This window comes from Bacillus cereus group sp. BfR-BA-01316 (genome assembly GCF_022664195.1).
Lineage (GTDB): Bacteria > Bacillota > Bacilli > Bacillales > Bacillaceae_G > Bacillus_A.
This window is the reverse complement of the sequence record NZ_JAKUGX010000003.1, coordinates 124,191-147,857: the sequence shown is the minus strand read 5'-3', so window position 1 is coordinate 147,857 and position 23,667 is coordinate 124,191. Positions and strand designations below refer to the sequence as shown.

Here is a 23,667-nt window from a genome sequence, read left to right as displayed (position 1 = left end):
TTTCCTAAAGTATCATTTATATTAAAAAAAGCCCCAATTAAAATAGTGACCACCTTGACTATAAATAGTATATGTGGTTTTTAGGAGAGTGCTTGGACAATAAAACATAACAGCATATAAATATATTACAATCGGAATTTTTCCTTAATCTTTACAGCTACTTCTTGAGCGCTCAAATTAGTATTATTAATTTTTATATACTCTTCTTTATCAATTTCACCATGAAGTGAGTTTAATCTATGTTTTTTCATCGTTTCTTTTAAATTTTTTTCAGACCATTTAATATCTCTTTTTTTCGGTTTATGCTCTAGTCTATGTGGACTTTTATTTCGCTCTAATCTTTCACCTAGTTCTGCTTCAAGCTCTACAAAATATACTGTTCCACCTTTTGATTCAAAAATACTTACTACATGATGTATATACTCCCAATCAGATTGAAGGTCAAATGCCCATACATATGTAAAAATCATTCCGTATAAATCACTTTTAGACACTTCTTCAAATATTTCATTACGCAACAAACTTACTAATCTTTTTGCTTCCTTCGTACTGTAATCAAAAAATGGACTTACTAAATCAATGGTCATGTGATTATGAAAAATTTTCAAATCTGTTAGTTTCGCTAATTCTTGTCCGACTGTCATTTTCCCAACTGCTTGGGGACCAAATATTAAAATGAATTTCATTAATTTTTCCCTCCATCTATTTATTCATTTTACAAACCATTACATAAAAATAGAAAATAAGGCAGTCGATTTTGTATCGATTGCCTTATTTTTATTGATACTTCCTTTCCGAAAATTCGCCCTATTCTTTTCGTACAGCTTCAAAAGTAATAATTTGGTCTGCATTTGACGGTTGCTTTTCATAAACATAGTCAGCAGAGCAAATAATATCAGAGAAACCTATACTTTCTAAAAGGAGTTTAAACTCTTCTATACCATACCACCGCATTGCAAAACGTTGCAGTTCAGTTTGTACTAACTGTCCTTTACTCCATTTTTCATATTTTAAATATGATACAGTTACTTGGTTAAGCCAATCTATTCCAATTGATTTATTTTCTAATGTAATCCCGTCTCCACTGGGTAAGGAAAAAGTCGATGTATGAATCTCACCTGTCTTCCAATCATACGGAAGTCCAAGGTCTACAATTAAACGCCCACCTGGATTAAGATGTTGATAAAAACATTTCAAAGCGTTTATAGAATCATCACGATTTTCAATTAAACAAAAGGATCCAGTAGAAATTATTATCGCTTCATATTTATGTGGCAGTGAAAATTGTTGTAAGCTTCCTTGATATAAATTAGGATTTAAACTTCTTTCTTTACAACGCTTACGGCAAGAATCTAGCATTTCAGACGAATAATCTATCCCATCAACTTTAAATCCTGCTTCGAGTAATGGAATAATTACACGTCCCGATCCTACTGCTGCTTCGAGAATTCTTCCTTTACAACTTTTTATACGTTCTTGATAATATTCAATATCACCATTCAAAGAATAACCGACAGGTTTTGTGTAATCATAAAGTTCTGTACAAAGTGTACTATAAAAACTAAACATTTATTTTCTCCTCCGTTTTATGTGTACGGAAGATTCTAATTTACTTAATCTTTCCGTACCTCAAATTTTAATGAAAATTCGAAAGAGCTGACTATCATAATTTACCACTCACTTTCCATGTAATATATTTACATTGTATAATATTTCCTTCCGATTGGAAATATAAAAATCAAAAATTCTGATTATAAATAGAAGAGCTTACTATTGTAAGCTCTTCATCATAAACCATTTACTTCACAATCGGTAATGTCAATTCACTCAATTTCACCGTTAACTTTGTCCCTGCTTTCGGTCTAATTGTATAATCATAGTCACTTGCGATTAATACGACTCCAATTTGATGTCCTGCTTTAAATACGTAATCATCTGGCTGCATGTCCCATGTAAATGTATAATCTTTACCAGGTTGAATCGCTGTTGAATTCTCTATACTATTTAAATTTTGTGGATCCATCCAACCTCTCGTTACAATTTCAGGCTTCGCCCCGCCATAATCAACGAGTAATGCTGTTAAATTTGATACAGACCGATCAATATTCCCTTTAATTGAAATCTTCGGCGTACCGCTTATTCGCATATCTTTTTGTAGTACAGGCACTGTATATACTAATCGATTCGCTACTTCTAACTCAGGGTTTTCTGCTAGTTGATTTGACTTTATTTTAGCATCATCTACTAATGAGAAAACATTGTTTACTGATCCCATACTTAATGGCAAATTGACTGCTTTATTACTTAAATACATACGGATTTTTGACGGTACAGCCGCTGGATCTGGCCAATTTTTTATTTTTTGCCACGTCTTATTTTCACGTTGTACATCAACCATCGGTTCATCCATAACCCCATTTTCAATTCCATATAACCAATAATCGAACCATTTATTTTGCGTTTGTTGCCAGTTATTACTTGATGTTCCTCCGTGTCCACCTTGGTGTAACCACATTTTACGAGGAACATTATTTTCACCAAGTGCTTCCCACCACTGTGCGAACTGCTTCGTTTTTACATTCCAATCATTTAAACCGTGAACAACAAACACACTAGCCTTCACATTCTTAACATCTTTTACATAGTTACGTTTATCCCAAAAGTCGTTATAATCGCCTGTTTTACGATCTTGTCCAGCTGTTAGTTCTTTAATGATCTGACCGCAAACTTCTGGGTTCTTTCTTGTTAGTACTGCTTCAGCCATATTATCTGTATCTTCTCCTTGATAACCACCCGGCGCAATGACCGCCCCATTTGCACGATAATAATCATACCAACTACTAATCGCTGCGATTGGAATAATTGTTTTTAACCCTTCCACTCCTGTCGTTGCGACAGCATTTGGTAACGTACCATTATAAGAAGCTCCTGTCATCCCTACATTGCCCGTAGACCAATTTGCATTTACTTCCTTACCATCCTCTGTATATGCTTTTGCACGACCATTCACCCAATCAATGACAGACTTCGTTCCTAGTATTTCTTGTTCATCTCCAGTTGTCGGACATCCATCTGATTTTCCAGTTCCGATACTTTCGCCTAAAATAACTGCATATCCTCTCGGAACATAATAATTACCATACGACCCAAGATTAACTGCCCCATACGGTTTTCCTTCATACGCATACAATTCTTCATCAACATTATAAACAGGAACATCTTTTAATCCAGATCGATATGGACTCATTTCATAAATAACAGGCACTTTCACATCTGGATTCGTCTTTGGACGCATAACCTTTACTGATACACGATCTTTTTTACCATCTCGATCACTATCAACTTCTGTCTCTACAAATAGATCTTCTACAATGGCTTCATCAAGTGAATAGATTGGTTTCGTCATCCCATTTTCCAATTGAATTTTCGTATTTGGAGTTAAAGCTTCTGAAACTTGTCCATTTAACTTAACACCATTCTCTTTTACAGAGGTCCCTTCTTTATTTTCTGCATGTACAGTCATGCTAGAAACTCCTGAAGTAATTGTTAAAGATAATATAGTCGATAGTGTAATTGCTAATTTCTTTTTCTTCATGTCCTTCCCTCCCCATATGTTCCTTCTTTTACTATACATTAAATATGCAGAAAATTCGGTTTATATTTTATATAAAAAATTGAGAAATTTGTAGTACTATCAAATTTGTTTATATAAAAGAAAAGGAACTAATAACAATTAGTTCCTTTCTATATACATATAAAATTGTATTTCCCCACCTACTACCGAAACCCCGTATTCAAATCCATGCCTTTCTAAAATACTTTTTACAATCGCTAGTCCTAATCCAGTACCTGATTTTTCTTTACTACGAGAAGATTCTAATACGTAAAAAGGCTCCCAAATTTTATCTATCTCTCTAATTCCCTCAGCAGCAATACCATTTTGAATTTGAAAATACACAATGTCATTTTTCTCTTCTAATGTGATTTTTATATTTTGATTCGTTGTATATTTTATCGCATTAGAGATTAAATTTTGAAAGACCATTCTCATTTTATTTAAATCAGCATAAACAATCGCATCACCAGCATTATAGTTCACTTGCAACTTGATTTCTTTCGACTCCAGTTCAATTCTATGCTTATCTATTATACTTTGGACTAGTGGTTCAATAGGGAATTCTTCTTTTTGTAAAATATCTCTTTCTAGTTTAGAAAATCGCAATAACTCTTCAATTAAATTTGAAATTTGATCTGTTTGTTTAATGATTGTATCAACATATGTGCCATCATCTAAACCGTCTTTTATTCCCATAGAATATGCTTTTACTAATGCGATTGGTGTTTTTAATTCATGAGTTACATCGCCCATAAATCGTTTTAAGTGGTCATTTCGATCTGTTAAATCTTGATGTGCTTCATGTAATTTATCACTCATAATGTTTATACTATTTGCTAACTCCCCTATTTCATCATTCGTTTTCACTTTTGTTCGTTTAAACTGAAGATGTGAAATATCTTCTGCGACTTCACTTAATTCTTTCAGCGGAGTAGTGATTGTTTTTGAAAGAATCCAAACAAGAACAATAATAAGAAATATTGAGAATCCTAAAATGTATAAGTAAAGTGTGTTAAGCGTTTTAATCACTTCATTGGAATGTGCGATAGAAACTCCTACTAAAATCAACATATCATCTTTCGCAATGTATTTCGCAAAAAAACTAGATTTTATCTTTTCTTGATCATATATTTTATTCGATTGTCCGAGGTTCTTCACTTTCGTAATTTCTTCTTTTGTAATCCAAAGTTTATTCAATGCAACTCTCTTTTTTGTAAGTTGCATGCGTAATTCTTCATTAATAACATCTTCTGAATTATTTATTGATGTATATGCAATCGTAACATTACCTTCATTTTCAATGCGATTTATAGCATCATCAAGTTCTTCACGCGGTATCGACTGTATTTGCGCTGTAATGCCTTCTAAGCTTTCACGTGTTTTGTGCACATTATATTTTGGTAAAAAATAGTTAATTAATAATAAAGAGATGGAAAAAATAAGGATGACTGTTAAAGAGATGCTGAAAAATAACTTTTTACCGAGCTTATTCACACTCTTCCTCCAAACTGTATCCTAAACCGCGATGCGTTTTTATAATATTTTCTCCTATTTTTTTACGCAACCTTCTTACATGCGTATCAACCGTTCGCTCTTCCCCAAAATAATCAAATCCCCAGACGATATCTAACAACTTTTTCCGCGTTAAAATCGTGCCTTTATGATTTAAAAAGCACTTTATTAATTGTAATTCTGTCTTTGTAATGTCTAATTCTTTCTCATTTTTATATACTTTATTTTTGGTGAAATCTATTTTTACATCTTGAACTTGAATAACATCTTCATGCTGCACAAGCTTTTTCGCTCGGGTTATTAGCACCCCTGGGTGAAATGGTTTTTTCACGTACTCATCTGCCCCGCTTTGAAGAGCTGCTAATTCGTCTTCACTTTCACTTTTCGCAGTAAGCATTAATACTTTTACACTCGAATTCTTTTTTATTTCCTGACAGACAGTAATACCACTACTTTTCGGCATCATCCAGTCTAAAATAGCTAAGTCAATTTTCTCATCATAAAATATTTGAAGTGCTTCCTCTCCATCTTTTGCTAATAAAACTTCGAAGCCTTCTTTTTCAAAATATGCTTTTAAAATTTTCAGCATATCTTGTTCATCATCTGCGATTAATACTTTCATTACATTTCCTCCGTTACCTATAAACAAATATCAATTTTATCATACAACTTCTTTGTTACATGAATGTGACAGAAAAATATTTACAACATTTGAGGGTATAGTAAGTGTGAGGTGTTGTTTTATGTTCAAAAAAATAGGAGTCATTACTCTGTTTTTCTTTTTATTATCAACAAATGCGTTCGCAAATACAAATAAACAAATTGAAGTATTTGATTGCAAAAAAGAAATGGTAGTCCAAAAACAATCTTTAGATGCAACCATTCAAAAAGAAGCAGTTCAATTTGCAAAATCAATTACCGGTCCATTCAAAAACTTAAATGTCGTTCCGAAAGATGGACATATGATAAAAATCCCTTTATCTAAACCTGCTTTTATTACAAATCAATGGTTACATACAACAATTGATGAAGTACTCATCCTTCTTCCACTTAATGAAAAACCTTATATTATGCTTTACGATGATGAGAATAATCCGCATTTTTATTATGTAAAAGGTAATCCGAAGGGGTTATTGAAACAAATGAAAGTTAAGATGTAATTGCTTAAGAAAGGTTCCGTACATGAGTATGGGACCTTTCTACAATCTTATAAAGTGACTTGAACCTTTATAATCTTCTCCTTTTAAAAATCCATTTGCGCAATAAAACTCATCACCTTGCTTCGTATCCGTATGTAGAACAACAACGTGAAAATACTTTTCCGCATGTCTTAATAGTTGCTTTAATAACAACTTCCCTAATCCGATGCGCCGATAATCCTTTAAAATATAAAACCTTCTTAATCGGCCAATCTTATTATCTTTCGTATACGGATTTTGATTTAATCCTCCGATTCCAATTAACTTATCCTCTTGAAAAATTCCATATAAACATTCACCTGTTTTACTAAATGTATTTTTTTCACTTTCATATTCATTTATTAATTTTAATAGGAAGTTAAATCCCTCTTCTTTACTTTCTTCGACAAGGTGATTCATCTCATATTTTAGCAAATCTTCAATTTGTTTAATTTGTATATTTTCCAGCTTAAACTCCTACTTTCTATATCCAATTGTATCTTTTTGAAATAATAAAAATGCTCTAGAATATATCATTCTGAGCATTCATTTGTCTATTCACTTATTCAATTCGTTGTGTAAGTATTCTTCCATTCAGGTAATATTCCCTTCAACTCCATTAAATCATCTATTACTAAATCAGCATGAGCAAGTTCATCTTCTTGTGCAAAATCAAAATTACATCCAATTGCAATTAGACCATTATCTTTAGCTGCATTTATATCAGATAGACGGTCTCCAACTACTGCTGCAGTTTTTATATTATATTTTCCTATAATTCCTTTAACTAGATCTCCTTTATTAAGCGTTTGTATTTGTTCGATACTAAACGTTTCAGTAACCCATTGCTCTAAATCATAATAAGATACGATTGCTTGCAAATATTCTGTTAAACCATTACTAGCTATGTAAATTGAGCAACCACTTTCTTTTAAATAATTGAAAACTTCCTTTACATTCGGATATAAAGCCCCTTTTCCACTCTTTATGTTTTCAATTAATCTCTCTAAAAAATAAGCATCTGTTTGTTTTCTTACTTCATTTGAATGATTTGGTAACAGTGCTTCCCAAACTTTTGGTAAAGGTACACCCATAATTTCACGGTATTTATCAATTGGTGTTACTGCATCCCATAATTGTAGTGACCGTAAATGATCAAATGTATCATCTAGTGATAACTCTAAAATTTTGTCTGTTTGAAATAAAGTTCCATCCATATCGAAAATTAGTGCTTGTAACATGATATTCTCTCCCATTCTTTACTTATGAACTACAATACATTTTTACTCGAAATATTTTTAAGTATCTCAACAATAATTTCTGAACAATAATTCGCTGCAGTTTTCGCGAAATCATCATATGAAACTTGTGCCTCATCATCTGCACTATCAGAAATACTTCTTATAACGAGAAATGGTATGTCATTTATATGAGCGACATGCCCAATTGCTGCCCCTTCCATTTCAGTACAATGTGGTGCATATTCAGTGACTAATTGCTCCTTTAATTTTGAATCCTCGACGAAGCATTCTCCGCTGACGATTCTTCCTTCATGAACAGTAATATTTAAACTACTACTATTAACAGCTTTTCGGGCTAAATCTCTTAATTCCTCGCTTGCATGAAACTCTTCTTGAAACGGAAATAGATTCTTCATTTGATTTTTATTAACATCATGATGAGTAACATTTGTAGAAATAACTAAATCGCCAACTTTCACATCAGGATGCAATCCACCCGCAACTCCTGTATTAATGATAGTGTCTACATCAAACTTATTAATTAATATTTGTGTACATGCGGCAGCATTTACTTTTCCTACACCACATCGCGTAATAATAATTTCTGTATCCATGTAGTTTCCTTTATAAAAAGGCATTCCCGCAATTGTATGGTCCTCTTTTATATGTAGTTTTTCTAAAAGTAAGTCTATTTCAATTTGCATTGCTCCGATAATACCGATTCTGTTCATGTATGTAGTCCCCTTTTTTTATTCATAAGTATGCTAGCATATTATGTAGTTCCCCATAATTTTCAGCTAACCAAATCATTTCTTCTGCAAAACGCATCGGTGGTATACTATGTTGATCCATATTGGTATGAATCCACCAAGCACTCTCCATATACCACAACATTTGAATGGCCTGAACAATCCTGCCATTAATTGGTGAGGTCGAACTTGTTAATCTGCTGGATTATGATTTTACTCGGCAGTAGCCTCTGCAAAATACAGATTTATTTGGTTTAATTAGGATTAAAAATGAATTAACAATATCGGAGGCGGAGATTATCAAATTTATCCAACTAATAAGTAAAATGAGTGATTTGATATCACCAGATACAAAGAACGAAATAATAGCTGGGATTACCGATAATACGATAAAAGGTAAGCTCATAAAGAGCCAAAATCTCTTCTTAGAAAGAATTGCATTTGTATTGAGTCAAAAATATAGTCCTCTGAACGTTAAGCTAATATCACCTTTATTGTTTATTACAAGAATATGAAGAGCTTCGTGTATTAAAAAAACAAAAAAAATGATTAAAATAAGGGGGAATTTTGTCATATGATTAAAACTTACCCCAAACCAATTTGGTACTAGAAAAAAAGTAACCGTTAATAGGTAAACAAACTTCATATAATGCTTTCGAAACCAAGTATTTTGAATGAAAGGTTTCCATTCCGACAAATCCAGAATTGACTGTGGCAAATTTCGAAACCATAATATCATACCTATCCCTGCCTTTCCTATGATCTAGTTCCGACCAATTAATACCATGTAATGCTTGGGACTAGCGTATTATTGCTCGTCAGTTTAGTAAGTAAATGTTTTTTTGCAAGCCTATCATGCTGACCTAAATGAACGTACTTGTGAGAATACTGCTTTTTTGCAAGATTCAAGGACTATTGAACATTTCAGCATGTTCTTGCTCATCTGTTTATGTAACTCTAAGAAGAGGAATCAAAACAAGTAGTTGTCGATATAGTGGGTTCCGACGCCGTTCAACCACTCCAGCCATTTCTTTAATCGCTGATGATAAGCATTGACGTGCTGAATGTGATAGATGCCTTTTTTGGCCCGCACGCCTTTATTCCCATTAAGAAGTTTCATGCGGAATGACTTTTTCCTTGGCGAACAGCTTGTAATTAGAAGCTGAGTCTGTGCAGAGAATAATGTCAGAATCTAAGCATCCACTTAAAGCCTAATCAATTTCCTCAGCGGTAATCCGCCCTCTACCAGCTACTTTTGTCATAGGCGACGATAACGCTGATTTGTTCATTGCTAATGCCGTATTTTCGTGATTTTCGATGGATAATTCACCTTGTCCTTTTATCGCTTTCGAGAAAATAGCCTTTCAAAAAAACACTCATTATACAAGCTCCAAATATTCATCAATATCTTTATGAATTTGCATAAAAGCTTTATTCCAAAATTCATAATCTGTTAGATCAATATCAAAATGTTTTTTCATCAATTCTTCAACTGGGGCCTTTCCTGTTTCTCGTAAAAACTCTTTATACCTCAAATGAAATTTACTTTTATTTTCTTTCGCTAATTCTAGTAAACTAAAACTTACTAAATAACCAAATGTGTATGGATAATTATAAAAAGGAACATCTGCTATATAAAACTGAACGTATTTCATCCAAACAAACGGCTGATATTCTGTTAGTGCATTTCCGTATGCCTTTTCTTGCGCGGCTATAGATAATTTCTCAATTTCATCAGCACTTATAGGACCTTCTTTACTTTTTTCATAAAAACTCTTTTCGAACTGAAACGATGCACGAATTGCCATAACATAATTAAAGCTATTTCTAATTTTCCAGCCAAGCAATGACTTTTTCATTTCTGTACATTCTGCTGTTTTTATTAAGTGATCTACAAGCACCATCTCAAAGAAAATAGAAGCTGATTCTGCTGTACTCATTGGCAGATAATCATCTAAAAATGAAGTGGATTGTTCAAGACTCATAACATAAAAATGCCAAGCGTGTCCTAGTTCATGAGCAAGTACTCGTACACTATCAATTGTTCCATCATAACGAAGTGAAATGCGAGATTCTTTTTCACTGAAAAAAGGAGCACAAAATCCACCCGGTGGTTTACTCTCTCTCGGTTCAGCATCGACCCAGCCATTCACAATTGCATTCCATGCGAACCGTGCCAATTCTTCATCTATATTTTTTAGTGCATCATATATGTTTTGTACTGCTATTGAAAAAGGAATAACAGTCTCATTACTTTCTTTCCATGTCATTAGCTCGTGCCATGCAATCGAATTCTTTTGCTTTTTAAATACGTTTAAAGCACTTACTAGCTTCGTAAGATTTTGTTCCGTTGCATTCCACATTTGGGATAATGCAGTTTCAGAGATGCCATTTGCTTGTAGTGATTGTTTTAAAATCTCTGTCCCTTCCATTTCATCACTTTTAGCATGACGTAATCTTCCTATTTGATTCAATACAGTAGCAAAGATATCTTTTTCCTTATTCAAAGCATTTGTAAGAGAATCAAATACTATTAATCTTTCATTATGATCATCACTATTCATCGCAACGTAATTTGCTTGTCCAAATGATAGAGTCTCTTTATCGGGTATTACTTCTATCTTATACCGTAATTGTATGTACATATCTTCCCAAGCTTTTAATTCATCTTCTATTAGCTTAATACTTGAATTATTACCATTAATATTTTGTTCCTTAATAGATTCTATTAAAAGCTGAGTTTCTTTCTTTAATTGATTTATTTTTACACTTAGTAAAGTATTTTCAGGTTGTGCATCATCTTCAGTAGATCGGCAATACAAATAATATTCCGCCTTTTCGATAGCTTGAATAAGTTGTGAAAGAGTTACTGTATCTTTTGTTGCTTTATATTCAATTTTTAATCTTTCTATCGTTTCTATAGAAAACGTGAAGTTTTGTTCTTGAGGATATAGCCTGTCCAAATCCCATTGAGATTGGGCTTGTATTATTTTATTCATTTTGCACCATCCTTTTTTTACAAATAGTTACAAAAATCCACTCTCTTCACTATTATATATGAACTATCTAAATTTTAACATCTTGAAATATTCAAACTTATATGAATGTAATTTGATATTTCATTTTCTGCTTCTTCCTATTTATATAAGTTGTAAGTATTACTACCTCTTCTAGGGAATTTCTAGGTTCGTATAGACTACACTGTTTATTTACTCTTTCTTTTGTTTGAAGTTTATAACTTTTACTCCACTTGGATTAATGTTATAAGTAATTGTTACAACATGATTTGGTGGGTTATGGGCGTTTGTATAAGTTCGATACTTTGCAACGACAATGAAGTTAAAAGTGTATTTCGGGGATCGGTCAATTTTTATAACCTTCGCATCAGTTAAACTATACTGATGCGAAGGTCCAAGTTTGCTTTGAATCGTTCGACTTGCATACGGAGCCAATAAAGTGTTATAGGAATCATAAAAATCTTTATCAAATATGTTAGCTGCGTTTCCTTCTTTCGGAGATGCAAATATGACCATTATTAAAATTAAGTAAATTATTAGGAATAGTTTACTCTTTAGCATGAGATTCACTCCAGGCTTATTAGATGATAAACTTTAGGATGCTCTAAAAAATAATGACTATTCTTTTTATGTTATTCTTAGCTTATTAAGCATCAAATAAATCAGAACTTTTACTTGCGAGTCAATATTTTTAATAACATTTATGCTAGCTCGAATGACTGGAACTGATTTTTAAATATATTTCAAACAGATCGAAAAAAATATCAACCTAACAATCTAAAGATGCTGACTTTTACCGATATATAATTTAAACATAGAAGAAAGTGAGAAAATAACTTATGACAACTCATATTGTACAATCGACCGACTATAACCAAGTATCTGATGCACTAAGACGCGAAATTGTTGTAATGCTACAGCGGGTTTGGCCAGATTTCGATCCCCTTCCTGAGGGAAAAATTCCTGAAACACATCTTAAAGAATTTAATGTACGCTCATTTTATTCCTATATAGATGGAAAGCTAGTCAGCTATGCAGGTGTAGTGCGCAAAACTATCCATCATAAGGGACAACCATTTAATATAGCCGGACTGAGTTGTGTAGCGACTGATCCAGATTATCATGGTCAAGGTTTAGGTTTACATACAGTTACTGCCGCTACCGAATGGATTGAAAAACAAAACGATATAGATTTCGGTATATTTACATGTAAACCGTCTTTAGCTCCCTTTTATAATCGTGCTGGCTCTTGGCCTGTTATACCAGATGTAGTACTTATTGGTAGAGAAGATGAAAATGCTTTATCTAGTGCATCCTTAGAAGTTGCTGTTTTAATGCGTTTGTTTTCAAAGAAAGCGAACTCCCATAAATCAATGTTGCACCATACCACTATTAATCTTGACTTTCCAGTTGATCAGTTTCTATAACAAAAATAAACAAAAGCCAATTTCCATACGATAAGGACATTGGCTTTTGCTTTTTTATTTTGTTTAACATACGCAATTCACATTAGCGGTTCTTCCCATACAGAACCGCTAATGCGGGATAAAAAAAGGTCTCCCTAAGATCTTTAAAACACTTACTCTTTAGGATAACCTCTAATAATTTATAAACTAAGAAAACATATTACTGAAACCCTGTTTTAATCCATTTTATTTTCAGCTGATATTTTAAAATACTTCGCAGATAATTTATATGAGCGATTCTCATAATAATAATTCCCCAATTTATAAGCTAATTCAGCAACTAAGCTATATTGCTGTTTTTCTGTCCCTATCTCAATTGCTTGTTTCATATTCTTCTCATATCCATTATAATCTGCCCATATTTTAGATTTTTCTGCTTTAAACCCATAAAGTTGAACATGTGCATAAGGTACATCGAAAATTGATAAAATTCCAAATGCCTCATCTATAAGTTTAGTTACTTTTTTCCAATCTTTTAATTCCATATAAATCTCTATTAAATTCCGGATTGTATATACTTTATCTGCTTTATTTGGTAAATACTCACAAAGAACCAAGTTTTCTTCGTAACATTTTATTGCATTTTTATAATCTTTTAATGCTTGATAAATTTTTCCGTAATTATATTTTACATAACATAAGTTTAATGAATCATTTTCCACCTTTGATTCATTTTCTACTCGTTTCAAAGTTTCAAATGCTTGTTCATACTGTTTATCTTTGTTATATTGCATCACAAGAAGTATTAGCGCATAAATTTTATGTTGCTCTATATTAAACTTTTTATACAATTCATATGCTTTTTTTGCGTATATGCGACTAACACTTTGGTCTTTATTAAGATGCTGACTTACCATACTTATATTGTAATACGTATCCGCATGCAACTCGGTCTCTTCTGGTTCCAGCATATTTTCTATCTTTTTGTAAACTCCATATGCTGTAAAATATTCACCTTTATTAGAAAAATAAAGACCTCGAGCTCTTAAGTAATAAATATAATCCTCAGTATCTTGCATTTCCACTTGACTTGGAATCATTTGCGAAGCTTGATCTACAAATAACTTCACATATAATAAGTTTTTATTTCGGACATGATAGTATATGATGACGCCATACGTCTTTAATAATAAAGGAATTGCGTCCACTTCACGAACATATAATTCTAATGAGGATAATTCAGCTTCAGTTATACTTTTATCTTTTTTATATTTATTACATATTTCAAGAATAGTAAGCTTTATCTCCTCGTGATTACCTTCTATGAGATAATCGTCATCAACATCCAGCTTCTTAGAAACTTTCTTTAAAAAAGAAGATGATGGTTTTATTTTCCCACTTTCTATTCTGCTTAAATATGTTATTGAACATATTCCTGATACGAGCTCCCCCTGTGTTAATCCTTTATGCATACGAACTTGCCGAATACGCTCCCCTATTTCCATCTCTCTACTCTCCCTGTCTAACCATTTCATGCTTTTTACTAATTAAGTCATTATGTATTTCTTAATCTTTCATACTATATAAAATGGACATTTTCACATATGTAAAAAAATGTATCGATTATTTAAATTGTACATTCATACTTTGATTATTTCTATACTTCTTGTTAAATTAAATGGTAAAAAATCGGTTTTTTCGGCTATTTTTTTCATACAATTTTACTACTTTTTATTAACAAAGACAGCGCCATATACTTGAATTACGATAAACTTAATAAAAAGGATTTAATCAAATGTAAGCTAGCAATCTTAATTTAGATAGTATGGTTGGTTACACTTGCCGATTACATAGAAGGCATCTATTGTAAATCAAAAATAAATTAAATGAGCTTAATAAACGGATTATAAAGATCACATCCTATTTAGTTTATCGAATAATTTATTAAACAAGAAAGGTTGATAAACATGATTGTAAGACTAAAAAACGAATCAGCACGAAAAATAGTAAGGTATGTTGGAGGAGCCGTTTTACTTTTAATACTAGCATCTTTCCTTTATCAGTGGAAAAATGACTTAGTAATTGATCATACTGAAAGAGTCAGCTTCGCACTAGCCATCACTACTTTTCTATCTACCTTCTTACCTTTTAAAGAGAAAGTTAATAAATAATTACATATTTTTCATTCGCATAAAACATTTATTTTAGAATTAAAAAAAGATTCATCAAATGTTAACTATCTTTCTTAATTTAAATAGTATGGTTGGTTACACTTGCCGATTACATATAGGGCATCTATTGTAAACCAAAAATAAATTAAATAGGCTTAATAGATGAATTCCAAATATCACATCCTATAAGTTAGTTCATCGAATTATTTATTAAATATGAAAGGGCGATAAATATGATTGTAAAACCTAAAAACGATTCAACACGAAAAATAGTAAGATATGTTGGAGGAGCCGCTACTCTTTTAATACTAGCATCCTTCCTTTATCAGTGGAACAATGGTTTAGTAGTTGATGATACTGAAACATTTGGTTTCATGCTAGCCTTCACCGGTTTCCTATCTACCTTCTTACCTACTAAAAAGAAAGCTACTAACTAATAAATAATTACATATTTTTTATTAGCATAAAACAATTATATTAGAATTAAAAAAGGATTGATCAAAAGATCAATCCTTTACTCTACCTCGTTTAAGAAGAACAACGTTAACGCACCAGGTCCTGTATGCGCTCCGATTGCTGCTCCAATTGTATTTACGATAAATACTTCACAGCCGAATCTTTCAGTAATTAATGCTTTTAATGCTTCGGCAGTTTCTAAATCATCACCGTGAGTCATACCGATTGTTTGACCTTTAAGGTCTTTGCCACGCTCTTCCATAATATCAACAATGTGGCTTAATACTTTCTTTTTCCCTCTTACCTTTTCCAGTGGTACAAGTTTTCCTTCATCCACATTTAAGATTGGCTTAATGTTTAGCAAACCACCGATGAAACCAGCTACTTTACTTAAACGGCCACCTCTTACAAGGTACTGTAAATCAGCTACAGTGAAGATATGTTCCATATGCTCCATTAGAAAAGCGACACGGTTTAAGATTTCTTCTTTTGACGCGCCCTCTTTTGCCATTTTGGCAGCTTCTAATACGACAATACCTTGACCGAGTGAGGCACATTTTGTATCAATAATTTCTAAATCTAAATCAGTGTATGTTTCTTTCACTTCTTCTTTAATGAGAACTGACGATTGATATGTACCAGACAATTCAGATGAAAAGGCTAAATATATACAAGGGTTACCTTCCTTTGCATAGGAAACAAATTTTTCTTGGAATGTTTCAAGTGAAGGCAATGACGTTTTATAAACGGCGCCTTCTCTCATTTTTTGCAGTAATGTAACTGATTTTAATGTAACCCCATCTAAATACTCTGTTTCTGCTTCATCATATACACGGAGTGGAATTAAATCTATATCATATGCTTGCAGCAATTCTACCGGTAAATCCGCCGCACTATCCGTAATGATTTTAACACTCATTTTTAAACCTCTATTCTGTTATAAATATATAAGAAAATAAAATAAAAAATATTACTTTTAAATTATATACGTAAAACAAGAATGAAGAAAGTGAAAGTACTTTATATTGTATGCACTCTTCTTTAAAATTTGAACTGTTAAGAAAAATGATTTCGATTTATCCTCTTTTCGCTAGTTGTTGCGCTGTATATAATGAGAATATTAGAACTTTTGTAAAGGAGAATAAATATGAGTATCGACTAGCTACATCTAATGATTTAGAGTGGATTAATAATCAATATGAATCAATAGGATTTGTACCGAGTGATTTAAAGCGGGACAAAGTTGCGCTTATTACATACAACGATGAGTATGCAGGTATAGGACGTTTAGTCCAAATAGATGAAAATACAATCGAATTGGGTGGTATTTTCATACTACCTAACTTTAGGGGAATACAATTAGCAGGAGAACTCGTTTCATTCTTAGTACAAACAGCGAAAGAAATACACATCCAAAATGTATATTGTCTTCCTTTTAAGGAATTAAAAACTTTTATAAAAAATACGGTTTTACTGAAGTCGATACTACGCAAGAGGTTGTCCATCCAATTATTCTAAAAAAATATAATTGGTGTTTAAAAACTTATGATAACCATGTATTACTATTTAAGTTGTGAATTTTCTATAATTAGAGGGGATACACATTGTATTACACCTCATGTTTTAACAAAGATTTATCCGTTTCATCTATCTTAATAACTAGTATTTTTAACCTACCTATCAGTTATAGTTCACATCTTTTCCCACCCCTTATTAGCTAGCTCGTTTGCAAACTTGCTAGCACTATTTTTAAGTTTCTCTATTACATACTCCTAAAAAAGATTTTAGCTGATTGATGGAGATATGATTATTTATGTAATCCGCACACGAACTTCCTGTTCTTGCAATAATTGGATAGTCAATTCCAATACAATATTTTGTATCAACTGATAAAGCTTATCATGAGATGTACGTTGTTCTGATATAAATTCAATACATTGAAATATATAGCCTTCCACAAGTAAGCTCCCTTTTTCAATTATAGATGGATTATGTCCTTTCTTTATTACTTTTGGCAATAAGAATTATTTTTTTGTCAAAATAATTTCCTGTGATACCTCTTTTATTCCTAAAACTTTTTCTTTGAATACCACCTTTTCTTGTAAACTAATTTCACCTTTATATCTCCCTATTTCTATTGATAGTTTCCCAGTTATATAATTATTTACGTCTGCTTCATCTTCCTTCTCTAATATTATACCGTGGATAGGAATCCACGAAGATGTGCCTACCCAATTCTCTTCCATATTCCCTTTTACTTTTTGATTAGAAAATTCTAAAAGCACTCTCTTTTCATGAAGGCTTGAAGAAACTAAATTACAATTAACTTCTCCATGATAGTGTTGCACTGTAGTTAATAACTTAGCATCCAGTTCACGACCCCTAGCATCTTTTTCATTACGAAATACAAATGCTTCTTGTTTTTTTACATTAATATTAGGAAATTTTATAAAACTAGTCACATCCGAAATAATAGAAAATGGAGTTTTCACTACTATTGAACGCACTGAAGTCTCTACTTTTGATCCTGAATCTATACTTTCTTTCTTTGATTCATTTGCTATATCTTCTTTCTCTGATTCAATTGCTACAGTTAGCCGTAAGACGTTGCATGCTTTGTAAGCGCTCTCTTTCATTCATCTATTATTTACAAAATAAGTATCATACGCCTTATCAAAAACATATCCTAGCTTTTCTGCTAGTTTAGCAGAAGTACTATTCGCTGCGTCCCAGTTTGGATACTTCCCCTTTTCTAAACAATTCAATATTAAGGCCGCACAAACTACAGTTGCCAATCCCTTTCTTCTATGATCAAGATTAGTAGCAACTTCAATTTCAATACCATTATCATAAATACTATAGGATGATGCACCACATACGACTTCTCCATTATACAAAATACAATAACCTATACCTCGATTTACATAATCATCAATCGATCGAAATTGGCTTGTAAAATCTTCAGAAACGTTGTGTAATGTTGGATCATTCGCAATATGCTCATCTATTTTTCTTAATTCATACCCTTTTGGAAGTGCAGTTATAAAAGATTGTAATTTTGAGCGATTAAACACTTCTGGATTTCTTTTAAATTTATATCGTAAAAACTTATCTATTTTTCTTTCATGGAATGTTTCTAAACGCTTTTTCCACTCATCACTATTAACGATTACTAAAATTCTTTCAGGAATGTTACGTAATAACTCTTCTATTTCTTTCGCATTTGAGTCTCCAGCGTAAAATGTAAAAATCCCTACGGTAATTTGTGCTACTTTCGGATTTTCAAGATCGTTCACCCACGCGTTACCCATATGTCCTTGTAAATAAGAAAGAAGAACAACATTGTTAAAATCCTCAAACATAGAAACTAATTTTTTTCTTGCATGTATATTTGCTTCATATATCATTTACATTCCTGCTTTCCTTAAAATCAAATTAACTCAAAATTTTCATAAGTAAACTTGTACAAGTTTTCTATACACATGCGTTTATTCATCATGTAAGTAAAAGTCTATTAAACTCAATTGTTAAATATCAAAAAATTATAAATCATACGCAAATACAAGCTTATTATAACATCTAATTCTATTGAAATGATTGCCCTATCAAAAAATGCTACATACTTATCTACTCATTACTTTAAAAGTAATATTCCTACTTTATGCAAGCATTACTCAGTTTCAGTAAAAAAATATAGAATTAAAACGAAGAGCTCCACCATGCATGTAATCGATTAATATATTTTTATGTAACAACTCTCATACATAGCATAGTGTATGAGGGTCACTTGAAATAGATACGTTATAACTCCTTCTTAGAAGTGTAAGATTCCGTCTCACCATTTTTATATATTTTAGTTACCTTAATAATTGACTTGTACATGTTACTATTGTCATTGATTATCATTTTTTTCATCTCTTCTATTTCGGCATTGCCAGTTCCACTCTCTATTTTTAAACAGTTTGAAATGTTGAGGTATCCACTTGATGCGAAAAGAATGATAAACGTAATATCAGGGAAATTAATAAATAGTAATCCGAATTTCAAAGGATTCCCAGCTGTATCCGATAAGATTAATCGAAAATCTAACAGTTCAGGTACCTGAACGTAATCTTTAGAAACAATCGCTTCACCTACTATAGTAATTTGCTTTACTAAATTGCCAAGTTCATCTGTAAATTCAATACAACTAGGTGCATCAATTGTTTTAGCTTGTAAAGATAAATTCAATTCTGGATTATGAAAATCGAAAAAGAGTGTGCTTCCCTCTGTTAAACATTGTGGACAAACATTTCCAAGTAGACTAAAATCCTCTTCAATAAATTTAACTTTCGTTTTACAACTACAAACTTTTCCTATTCGAATCGCATCAATCCTTGAACAATCTACAAATATTACCTCACTGTCTTCTTGTGCAAACGACACTATACCTTTTATCTCATTAAATGAAATAAAATAGGATACAACTATTTCGTTTCCGTCTATTACAATACTCTCCACCCTAGAATAAGGATCTAAACTTTTCAAAAATTCACATATACTATTTTGACAACATTGACAATCACGTTTCGGCTCACAATCCACTGATTCTCCATTCCTTTCCTATATGTTTTACCTAATAAATATAATATGAAAGGCATGTAAGAAAAGCTTGGACAATATAACTCTAATATTAGTCTAGATAAGTATACCGACATATGCCTGTCAAATTAAGAAACTAATCGTTCCTCAAATAAGTAATAAAATATATTTTTCACTATAAATGCATATAACAATTTCATCTTTCAACAAAAAAGCGTTATAATAAAGTGAAACTTCTATTAGCAGGGAGCTTTATCTCCTACTAATGGTTAGCCCTCACCAATCGGGCTCTTACGGGCAGTTATCTCCCGCCGTCCTCATCATTTGCTTCTTCATCTTGAGGTGGGAGTCTACTGCTCGTTATTGCGGGATGAATTGCAGCCTCTAAGATTACGTTATAAAGGAGATTAAAACAATGACTAAAATTAAAGTATATCAAGTAAAAGAAGAAAATATGGAAGCAGTAAAAAACATTATTGATGTTGAGGAACAAAACCCAACTGCTGAAAACTTACAAAATCTATATACATGTGTATTAGATACTGAAGATATGGCATTGCCTGAATCCTACATTGAAGAAGATATCTTAATTGATTCGATGGAAGTTATGGTTAACGCTTCTCAAAGCAAGCTAAGAGACTTAGGTACATATGATGTAATCGAAGTTCAAAACAAAGGTAAGAAAACACACATTTTATTATTAGCAGACGAAGAATACGAAATTATCGAAGGCTAATTCGACTCCGTACATAAGAAAAAGCTCCTTTCAAAATTGAAAGGAGCTTTTTCTTTACGCTTTTGATGTTTCACTTTTCACCTTGTTTTGTTCTTTCTTATATACCATGCGCTCATTTCCCATAAAGAAAACGAATACGAACGCTAAACTTGCTGGGACTAACGCCCACATAAATGTCTGAACGATTGAACTAGAGAGAGCTTCAATAATTTTATCTAATATTTGCGGCGGAATTTGAGATCTTGCCGATTCTGATAGAATAGCTCTTGAATCTCCTAAAGCGTTTGTATTCATTCCCCCGCTCATACCTTTAAACGCTTCTTCTAATTGATCCTGGAAACCAGTTCTTTGAATCATTCCGAAGATTGTAATACCAAGTGTCATACCTAATGAACGAATGAAGTTACTCGTTGAAGTCGCAGACCCGCGTTGCTCCATACCGAAGTTATGAATAGCAGCCATACTTAGTACAGAGAATGAGAAACCAACTCCAAAACCGATTATAATCATATAAATTGTTAATAATATACGACTTGTTTCTGGTGTTAACGTGCTTAATAAGAATAATCCGATTAGCATAATAACAGCAGAAATAATCATAATGTTTCGGTAGCTAAGTTTCGATGTTAAAAATCCACCTAACTGCGCTGTAACTACTGATCCTAACATCATTGGTAATAACAATAATCCTGAGTTTGTTGCCGTACCACCGTATACACCTTGAATAAATAACGGAATGTACACAGTTGCTGACATAAATGCCGCCCCGTAACATAAGGCAATAATTGTACTCATTCCAAACAGACGTTGTTTAAACATCTCAAATGAAATGATTGGTTCTTCTACTTTTCGTTCAATAACAATAAAAGCAATTACTAAAATAGCGAATCCAGCAAATAAACTTAAAATAAAGCTAGAATCCCAATCGTACTTTTGTCCACCTAATTCTAAGGCGAACATTAAACAAACTACTGCACCAACTAAAGTAATTGCGCCAAACCAATCAATCTTTTGTTCTCTATGAACTCGTGACTCTTTATAAAATAATGTAATAAAAATAAGTGCTAAAATGCCAAGTGGTAAGTTAATATAAAACACCCAGTGCCAACTAATGTAATCCGTAATATATGCGCCAAGTAATGGTCCGAAAATACTTGATAAACCAAATACTGCTCCGAATAAACCACCCATTTTCCCGCGCTTTTCTGGAGGAAAAATATCAAAAACGATAGTAAATGCGATCGGCACTAGTGCCCCGCCGCCAATACCTTGAATGACACGATAAATACCTAACTGTGTAATATTTTCAGCAGTACCACAAAGTGCCGAACCAATCATAAAGACGATTAAACCGAAAATAAAGAATCTCTTTCTACCATACATATCTGATAGCTTACCGAAAATCGGCATACCTGCCATTTCTGCAACCATATAGGCAGAAACAACCCATACAAAGTTTTCAAGACCTCCTAAGTCACCAACTATAGTTCCCATTGCTGTTACGACAATGGTATTATCCATTGATGCCATTAAGATACCTAGCAATAAACCGGCAACAACGAAGCCGAGTTTATTATTCTTCTCAACCATATCTCTTGCTCTCCCTCATACTACTTATATTTGTTTATGTTCTTTTACGACTGCATTTCCTTTTTGGTTAAAACTAGTATGATATTCTACAATACTAATTTCACAGCCAGGGCCAATTATAACACGATTCCCTCTTACTACGTCTGCTATTGTATGTTCTAAATAAATATCATCCCCTTCAATAATTGATGTTTGAAGGCTTCCTGCATGACTTGTAAAAGGAATAAATCTCGCTTTTTTACGTACTGTAATCTTTTTCCCGCCGATTTCTTTTACTTTACTTCCTTCATAACGAAGTGAGATTTCAATATTTTCAGCATTAAGTAAACCATCACTTTCAAGACCGCCAGTTAGTAATAATTCCTCTACTTCTATATCTCCCGTCACATTTAAAGCGCCTGTCACATCTACAAAATCACCAGATAGCTTCCCTTTAAATTCTATCATACCCCTAACTTTTATTTTATTAATTTGTCCGTCGCCTTGTACTTGGGCATTACCATATACTTTTACATATTCCGCCTTCATATTCCCTAGCACTTCACTATCTCCATACACGACATAATTCTTTGCTTTCATATTGCCACGTACTTCACTCGTACCGTACGTTTTAAAATCATTACAACTCATATGATTAGAGATTGTTCCGTCGCCGCGAATCTTCACTTTATTATAATCTCCACCTGCCGAGCTACCTGATCCATTAACAGTAAGACTATGTTGATTTTCCATATCGATTGCTCCCTTCCTTTACACCTGCTTGATTTCTTTCACACTTGCGTTTTTATCAACGTTAAGAACACCGGTATATTCAATCAGTTCAATCTCACAGTTCGGTCCTACTGTAATATTGTTTCCTCTTACCGTTTTAATGTGAGCATAATCAATATCGATATTATCACCTTCTAGCAGTTCAGCTTCCAACTGCAAACCAAATACCGTTTTAACTAATCTACTAAAAGCGCTCAATTTATGTCTTACTTTAATTGTTTGACCGCCAATTTCTTTCGCTCTACATGTACCATGAATATTAATATTAATTTCATCTGCGCTTAATAAACCACCTACCGTAAACTGTCCCTCTGAAGAAAAAACATCAACCTCGCAATTACCATCAATCGTCGCTTGGCCACTGACCTTAAATTCTTCACCAGTTACATTACCACCTATCGTCCCTTTACCCGCAATTTTTAAAGTATTCGCCTTTACATCTTGCGTTATTGTTGCTTTCCCATCAATTCGCATACTATCTGTATTTACTGTGCCATCTACTTTACCCGATCCACTTATTCTTGTACGATCACATTCAACATTTCCGTTAACAGTCCCTTTTCCGTTTAATTGTACTTTATGAAACTCGCCACCATTCGATGAACCGTAACCATTTATGATTAAATTTTCGGTACGCATTATT

The 23,667-nt window shown here is 32.6% G+C and carries 24 protein-coding genes and 3 pseudogenes; 7 read left to right on the top strand and 20 right to left on the bottom strand.

Annotated features, from left to right (window positions below; translation table 11 throughout):
• Nucleotides 1–125: 125 nt before the first annotated feature.
• From MR071_RS03920 to MR071_RS03900, 5 genes are all read right to left on the bottom strand, one after another.
• Complete coding sequence (locus MR071_RS03920) at nucleotides 126–686, bottom strand: AAA family ATPase (RefSeq protein ID WP_242235044.1); 561 nt, start codon at nucleotides 684–686, stop codon at nucleotides 126–128.
• Nucleotides 687–807: 121 nt separating this feature from the next.
• On the bottom strand, nucleotides 808–1,569 hold the full coding sequence (locus MR071_RS03915; RefSeq protein ID WP_242235043.1) for a class I SAM-dependent methyltransferase: 762 nt from the start codon (nucleotides 1,567–1,569) through the stop codon (nucleotides 808–810).
• A 229-nt stretch (nucleotides 1,570–1,798) separates the two neighbouring features.
• Nucleotides 1,799–3,595 (bottom strand): Xaa-Pro dipeptidyl-peptidase, encoded by a 1,797-nt coding sequence (locus MR071_RS03910; protein ID WP_242235039.1) that lies wholly within the window; start codon nucleotides 3,593–3,595, stop codon nucleotides 1,799–1,801.
• Between the two features lie 138 nt (nucleotides 3,596–3,733).
• Nucleotides 3,734–5,110, bottom strand: coding sequence for a sensor histidine kinase (locus tag MR071_RS03905; RefSeq protein WP_242235037.1), 1,377 nt, complete (start codon nucleotides 5,108–5,110; stop codon nucleotides 3,734–3,736).
• Nucleotides 5,103–5,750 carry a response regulator transcription factor gene (locus MR071_RS03900; RefSeq protein WP_193659133.1) on the bottom strand — a complete coding sequence of 216 codons (648 nt, stop codon included), beginning with the start codon at nucleotides 5,748–5,750 and terminating at the stop codon, nucleotides 5,103–5,105. Before MR071_RS03900 ends, MR071_RS03905 begins: the two co-directional genes overlap by 8 nt.
• A 121-nt stretch (nucleotides 5,751–5,871) precedes the next feature.
• On the opposite strand from MR071_RS03900, the gene MR071_RS03895 reads away from it, so the two are divergent.
• Complete coding sequence (locus MR071_RS03895) at nucleotides 5,872–6,288, top strand: hypothetical protein (protein ID WP_242235035.1); 417 nt, start codon at nucleotides 5,872–5,874, stop codon at nucleotides 6,286–6,288.
• 39 nt (nucleotides 6,289–6,327) lie between these two features.
• Here MR071_RS03895 and MR071_RS03890 read toward each other — a convergent pair whose 3' ends face one another.
• The 5 genes and pseudogenes from MR071_RS03890 to MR071_RS25745 form a co-directional block, all read right to left on the bottom strand.
• Nucleotides 6,328–6,741, bottom strand: coding sequence for a GNAT family N-acetyltransferase (locus tag MR071_RS03890; protein WP_242235033.1), 414 nt, complete (start codon nucleotides 6,739–6,741; stop codon nucleotides 6,328–6,330).
• A gap of 131 nt (nucleotides 6,742–6,872) precedes the next feature.
• Complete coding sequence (locus tag MR071_RS03885) at nucleotides 6,873–7,547, bottom strand: HAD family hydrolase (RefSeq protein WP_242235031.1); 675 nt, start codon at nucleotides 7,545–7,547, stop codon at nucleotides 6,873–6,875.
• Nucleotides 7,548–7,576: 29 nt separating this feature from the next.
• Entirely contained in the window at nucleotides 7,577–8,278 is a 702-nt protein-coding gene (locus MR071_RS03880) for a 5'-methylthioadenosine/adenosylhomocysteine nucleosidase (RefSeq protein ID WP_105584980.1), read from the bottom strand.
• Between the two features lie 22 nt (nucleotides 8,279–8,300).
• Nucleotides 8,301–8,465, bottom strand: a pseudogene (locus MR071_RS03875) (homoserine kinase); the annotation flags it as partial.
• A gap of 36 nt (nucleotides 8,466–8,501) precedes the next feature.
• Nucleotides 8,502–8,702 (bottom strand): metalloprotease family protein, encoded by a 201-nt coding sequence (locus MR071_RS25745; RefSeq protein WP_375337509.1) that lies wholly within the window; start codon nucleotides 8,700–8,702, stop codon nucleotides 8,502–8,504.
• On the opposite strand from MR071_RS25745, the gene MR071_RS25740 reads away from it, so the two are divergent.
• Entirely contained in the window at nucleotides 8,623–8,811 is a 189-nt protein-coding gene (locus MR071_RS25740; protein WP_375337508.1) for a hypothetical protein, read from the top strand. The genes MR071_RS25745 and MR071_RS25740 overlap by 80 nt on opposite strands.
• Before the next feature lie 864 nt (nucleotides 8,812–9,675).
• On the opposite strand, the gene MR071_RS03865 is transcribed toward MR071_RS25740, so the two are convergent.
• A complete protein-coding gene (locus MR071_RS03865) occupies nucleotides 9,676–11,295 on the bottom strand; it encodes a M3 family metallopeptidase (RefSeq protein ID WP_242235029.1) in 1,620 nt (539 codons plus the stop codon).
• Between the two features lie 210 nt (nucleotides 11,296–11,505).
• Nucleotides 11,506–11,874 carry a DUF3888 domain-containing protein gene (locus MR071_RS03860; RefSeq protein WP_242235027.1) on the bottom strand — a complete coding sequence of 123 codons (369 nt, stop codon included), beginning with the start codon at nucleotides 11,872–11,874 and terminating at the stop codon, nucleotides 11,506–11,508.
• Nucleotides 11,875–12,152: 278 nt separating this feature from the next.
• Here MR071_RS03860 and MR071_RS03855 point away from each other — a divergent pair, with 278 nt between their 5' ends.
• Nucleotides 12,153–12,740, top strand: coding sequence for a GNAT family N-acetyltransferase (locus MR071_RS03855; RefSeq protein WP_242235025.1), 588 nt, complete (start codon nucleotides 12,153–12,155; stop codon nucleotides 12,738–12,740).
• A gap of 215 nt (nucleotides 12,741–12,955) precedes the next feature.
• On the opposite strand, the gene MR071_RS03850 is transcribed toward MR071_RS03855, so the two are convergent.
• Nucleotides 12,956–14,224, bottom strand: coding sequence for a helix-turn-helix domain-containing protein (locus MR071_RS03850; protein WP_242235023.1), 1,269 nt, complete (start codon nucleotides 14,222–14,224; stop codon nucleotides 12,956–12,958).
• Between the two features lie 462 nt (nucleotides 14,225–14,686).
• Between MR071_RS03850 and MR071_RS03845 the strand changes: the two genes are divergently transcribed.
• Nucleotides 14,687–14,890: a hypothetical protein gene (locus tag MR071_RS03845; RefSeq protein WP_105584983.1), complete on the top strand. Its 204-nt coding sequence runs from the start codon at nucleotides 14,687–14,689 to the stop codon at nucleotides 14,888–14,890.
• A 233-nt stretch (nucleotides 14,891–15,123) separates the two neighbouring features.
• Nucleotides 15,124–15,327, top strand: a complete 204-nt coding sequence (locus MR071_RS03840; RefSeq protein ID WP_105584984.1) for a hypothetical protein — start codon at nucleotides 15,124–15,126, stop codon at nucleotides 15,325–15,327.
• A 77-nt stretch (nucleotides 15,328–15,404) separates the two neighbouring features.
• Here the strand turns inward: MR071_RS03840 and MR071_RS03835 are convergent, their stop codons facing one another.
• Nucleotides 15,405–16,265: a DegV family protein gene (locus MR071_RS03835; protein ID WP_242235021.1), complete on the bottom strand. Its 861-nt coding sequence runs from the start codon at nucleotides 16,263–16,265 to the stop codon at nucleotides 15,405–15,407.
• Nucleotides 16,266–16,465: 200 nt separating this feature from the next.
• Here MR071_RS03835 and MR071_RS03830 point away from each other — a divergent pair.
• Nucleotides 16,466–16,923, top strand: a pseudogene (locus MR071_RS03830) (GNAT family N-acetyltransferase).
• A 234-nt stretch (nucleotides 16,924–17,157) separates the two neighbouring features.
• Here MR071_RS03830 and MR071_RS03825 read toward each other — a convergent pair.
• The 3 genes and pseudogenes from MR071_RS03825 to MR071_RS03815 form a co-directional block, all read right to left on the bottom strand.
• Nucleotides 17,158–17,928: pseudogene (locus MR071_RS03825) on the bottom strand (BC_2427 family protein); the annotation flags it as partial.
• 54 nt (nucleotides 17,929–17,982) lie between these two features.
• Nucleotides 17,983–18,753 carry a GNAT family N-acetyltransferase gene (locus tag MR071_RS03820; RefSeq protein ID WP_242235019.1) on the bottom strand — a complete coding sequence of 257 codons (771 nt, stop codon included), beginning with the start codon at nucleotides 18,751–18,753 and terminating at the stop codon, nucleotides 17,983–17,985.
• A gap of 394 nt (nucleotides 18,754–19,147) precedes the next feature.
• Nucleotides 19,148–19,930 carry a BC_2878 family exosporium-associated protein gene (locus MR071_RS03815; RefSeq protein WP_105584987.1) on the bottom strand — a complete coding sequence of 261 codons (783 nt, stop codon included), beginning with the start codon at nucleotides 19,928–19,930 and terminating at the stop codon, nucleotides 19,148–19,150.
• Nucleotides 19,931–20,342: 412 nt separating this feature from the next.
• On the opposite strand from MR071_RS03815, the gene MR071_RS03810 reads away from it, so the two are divergent.
• On the top strand, nucleotides 20,343–20,663 hold the full coding sequence (locus MR071_RS03810) for a hypothetical protein (RefSeq protein ID WP_105584988.1): 321 nt from the start codon (nucleotides 20,343–20,345) through the stop codon (nucleotides 20,661–20,663).
• Nucleotides 20,664–20,717: 54 nt separating this feature from the next.
• Here the strand turns inward: MR071_RS03810 and MR071_RS03805 are convergent, their stop codons facing one another.
• From MR071_RS03805 to MR071_RS03795, 3 genes are read right to left on the bottom strand one after another with little or no spacing between them, the layout of a single operon-like run.
• Nucleotides 20,718–22,253 (bottom strand): MDR family MFS transporter, encoded by a 1,536-nt coding sequence (locus MR071_RS03805; protein WP_242235018.1) that lies wholly within the window; start codon nucleotides 22,251–22,253, stop codon nucleotides 20,718–20,720.
• A gap of 24 nt (nucleotides 22,254–22,277) precedes the next feature.
• Nucleotides 22,278–22,985, bottom strand: coding sequence for a polymer-forming cytoskeletal protein (locus tag MR071_RS03800; RefSeq protein ID WP_105584990.1), 708 nt, complete (start codon nucleotides 22,983–22,985; stop codon nucleotides 22,278–22,280).
• Nucleotides 22,986–23,003: 18 nt separating this feature from the next.
• Nucleotides 23,004–23,663 carry a bactofilin family protein gene (locus MR071_RS03795; RefSeq protein ID WP_242235014.1) on the bottom strand — a complete coding sequence of 220 codons (660 nt, stop codon included), beginning with the start codon at nucleotides 23,661–23,663 and terminating at the stop codon, nucleotides 23,004–23,006.
• Nucleotides 23,664–23,667: the final 4 nt, after the last annotated feature.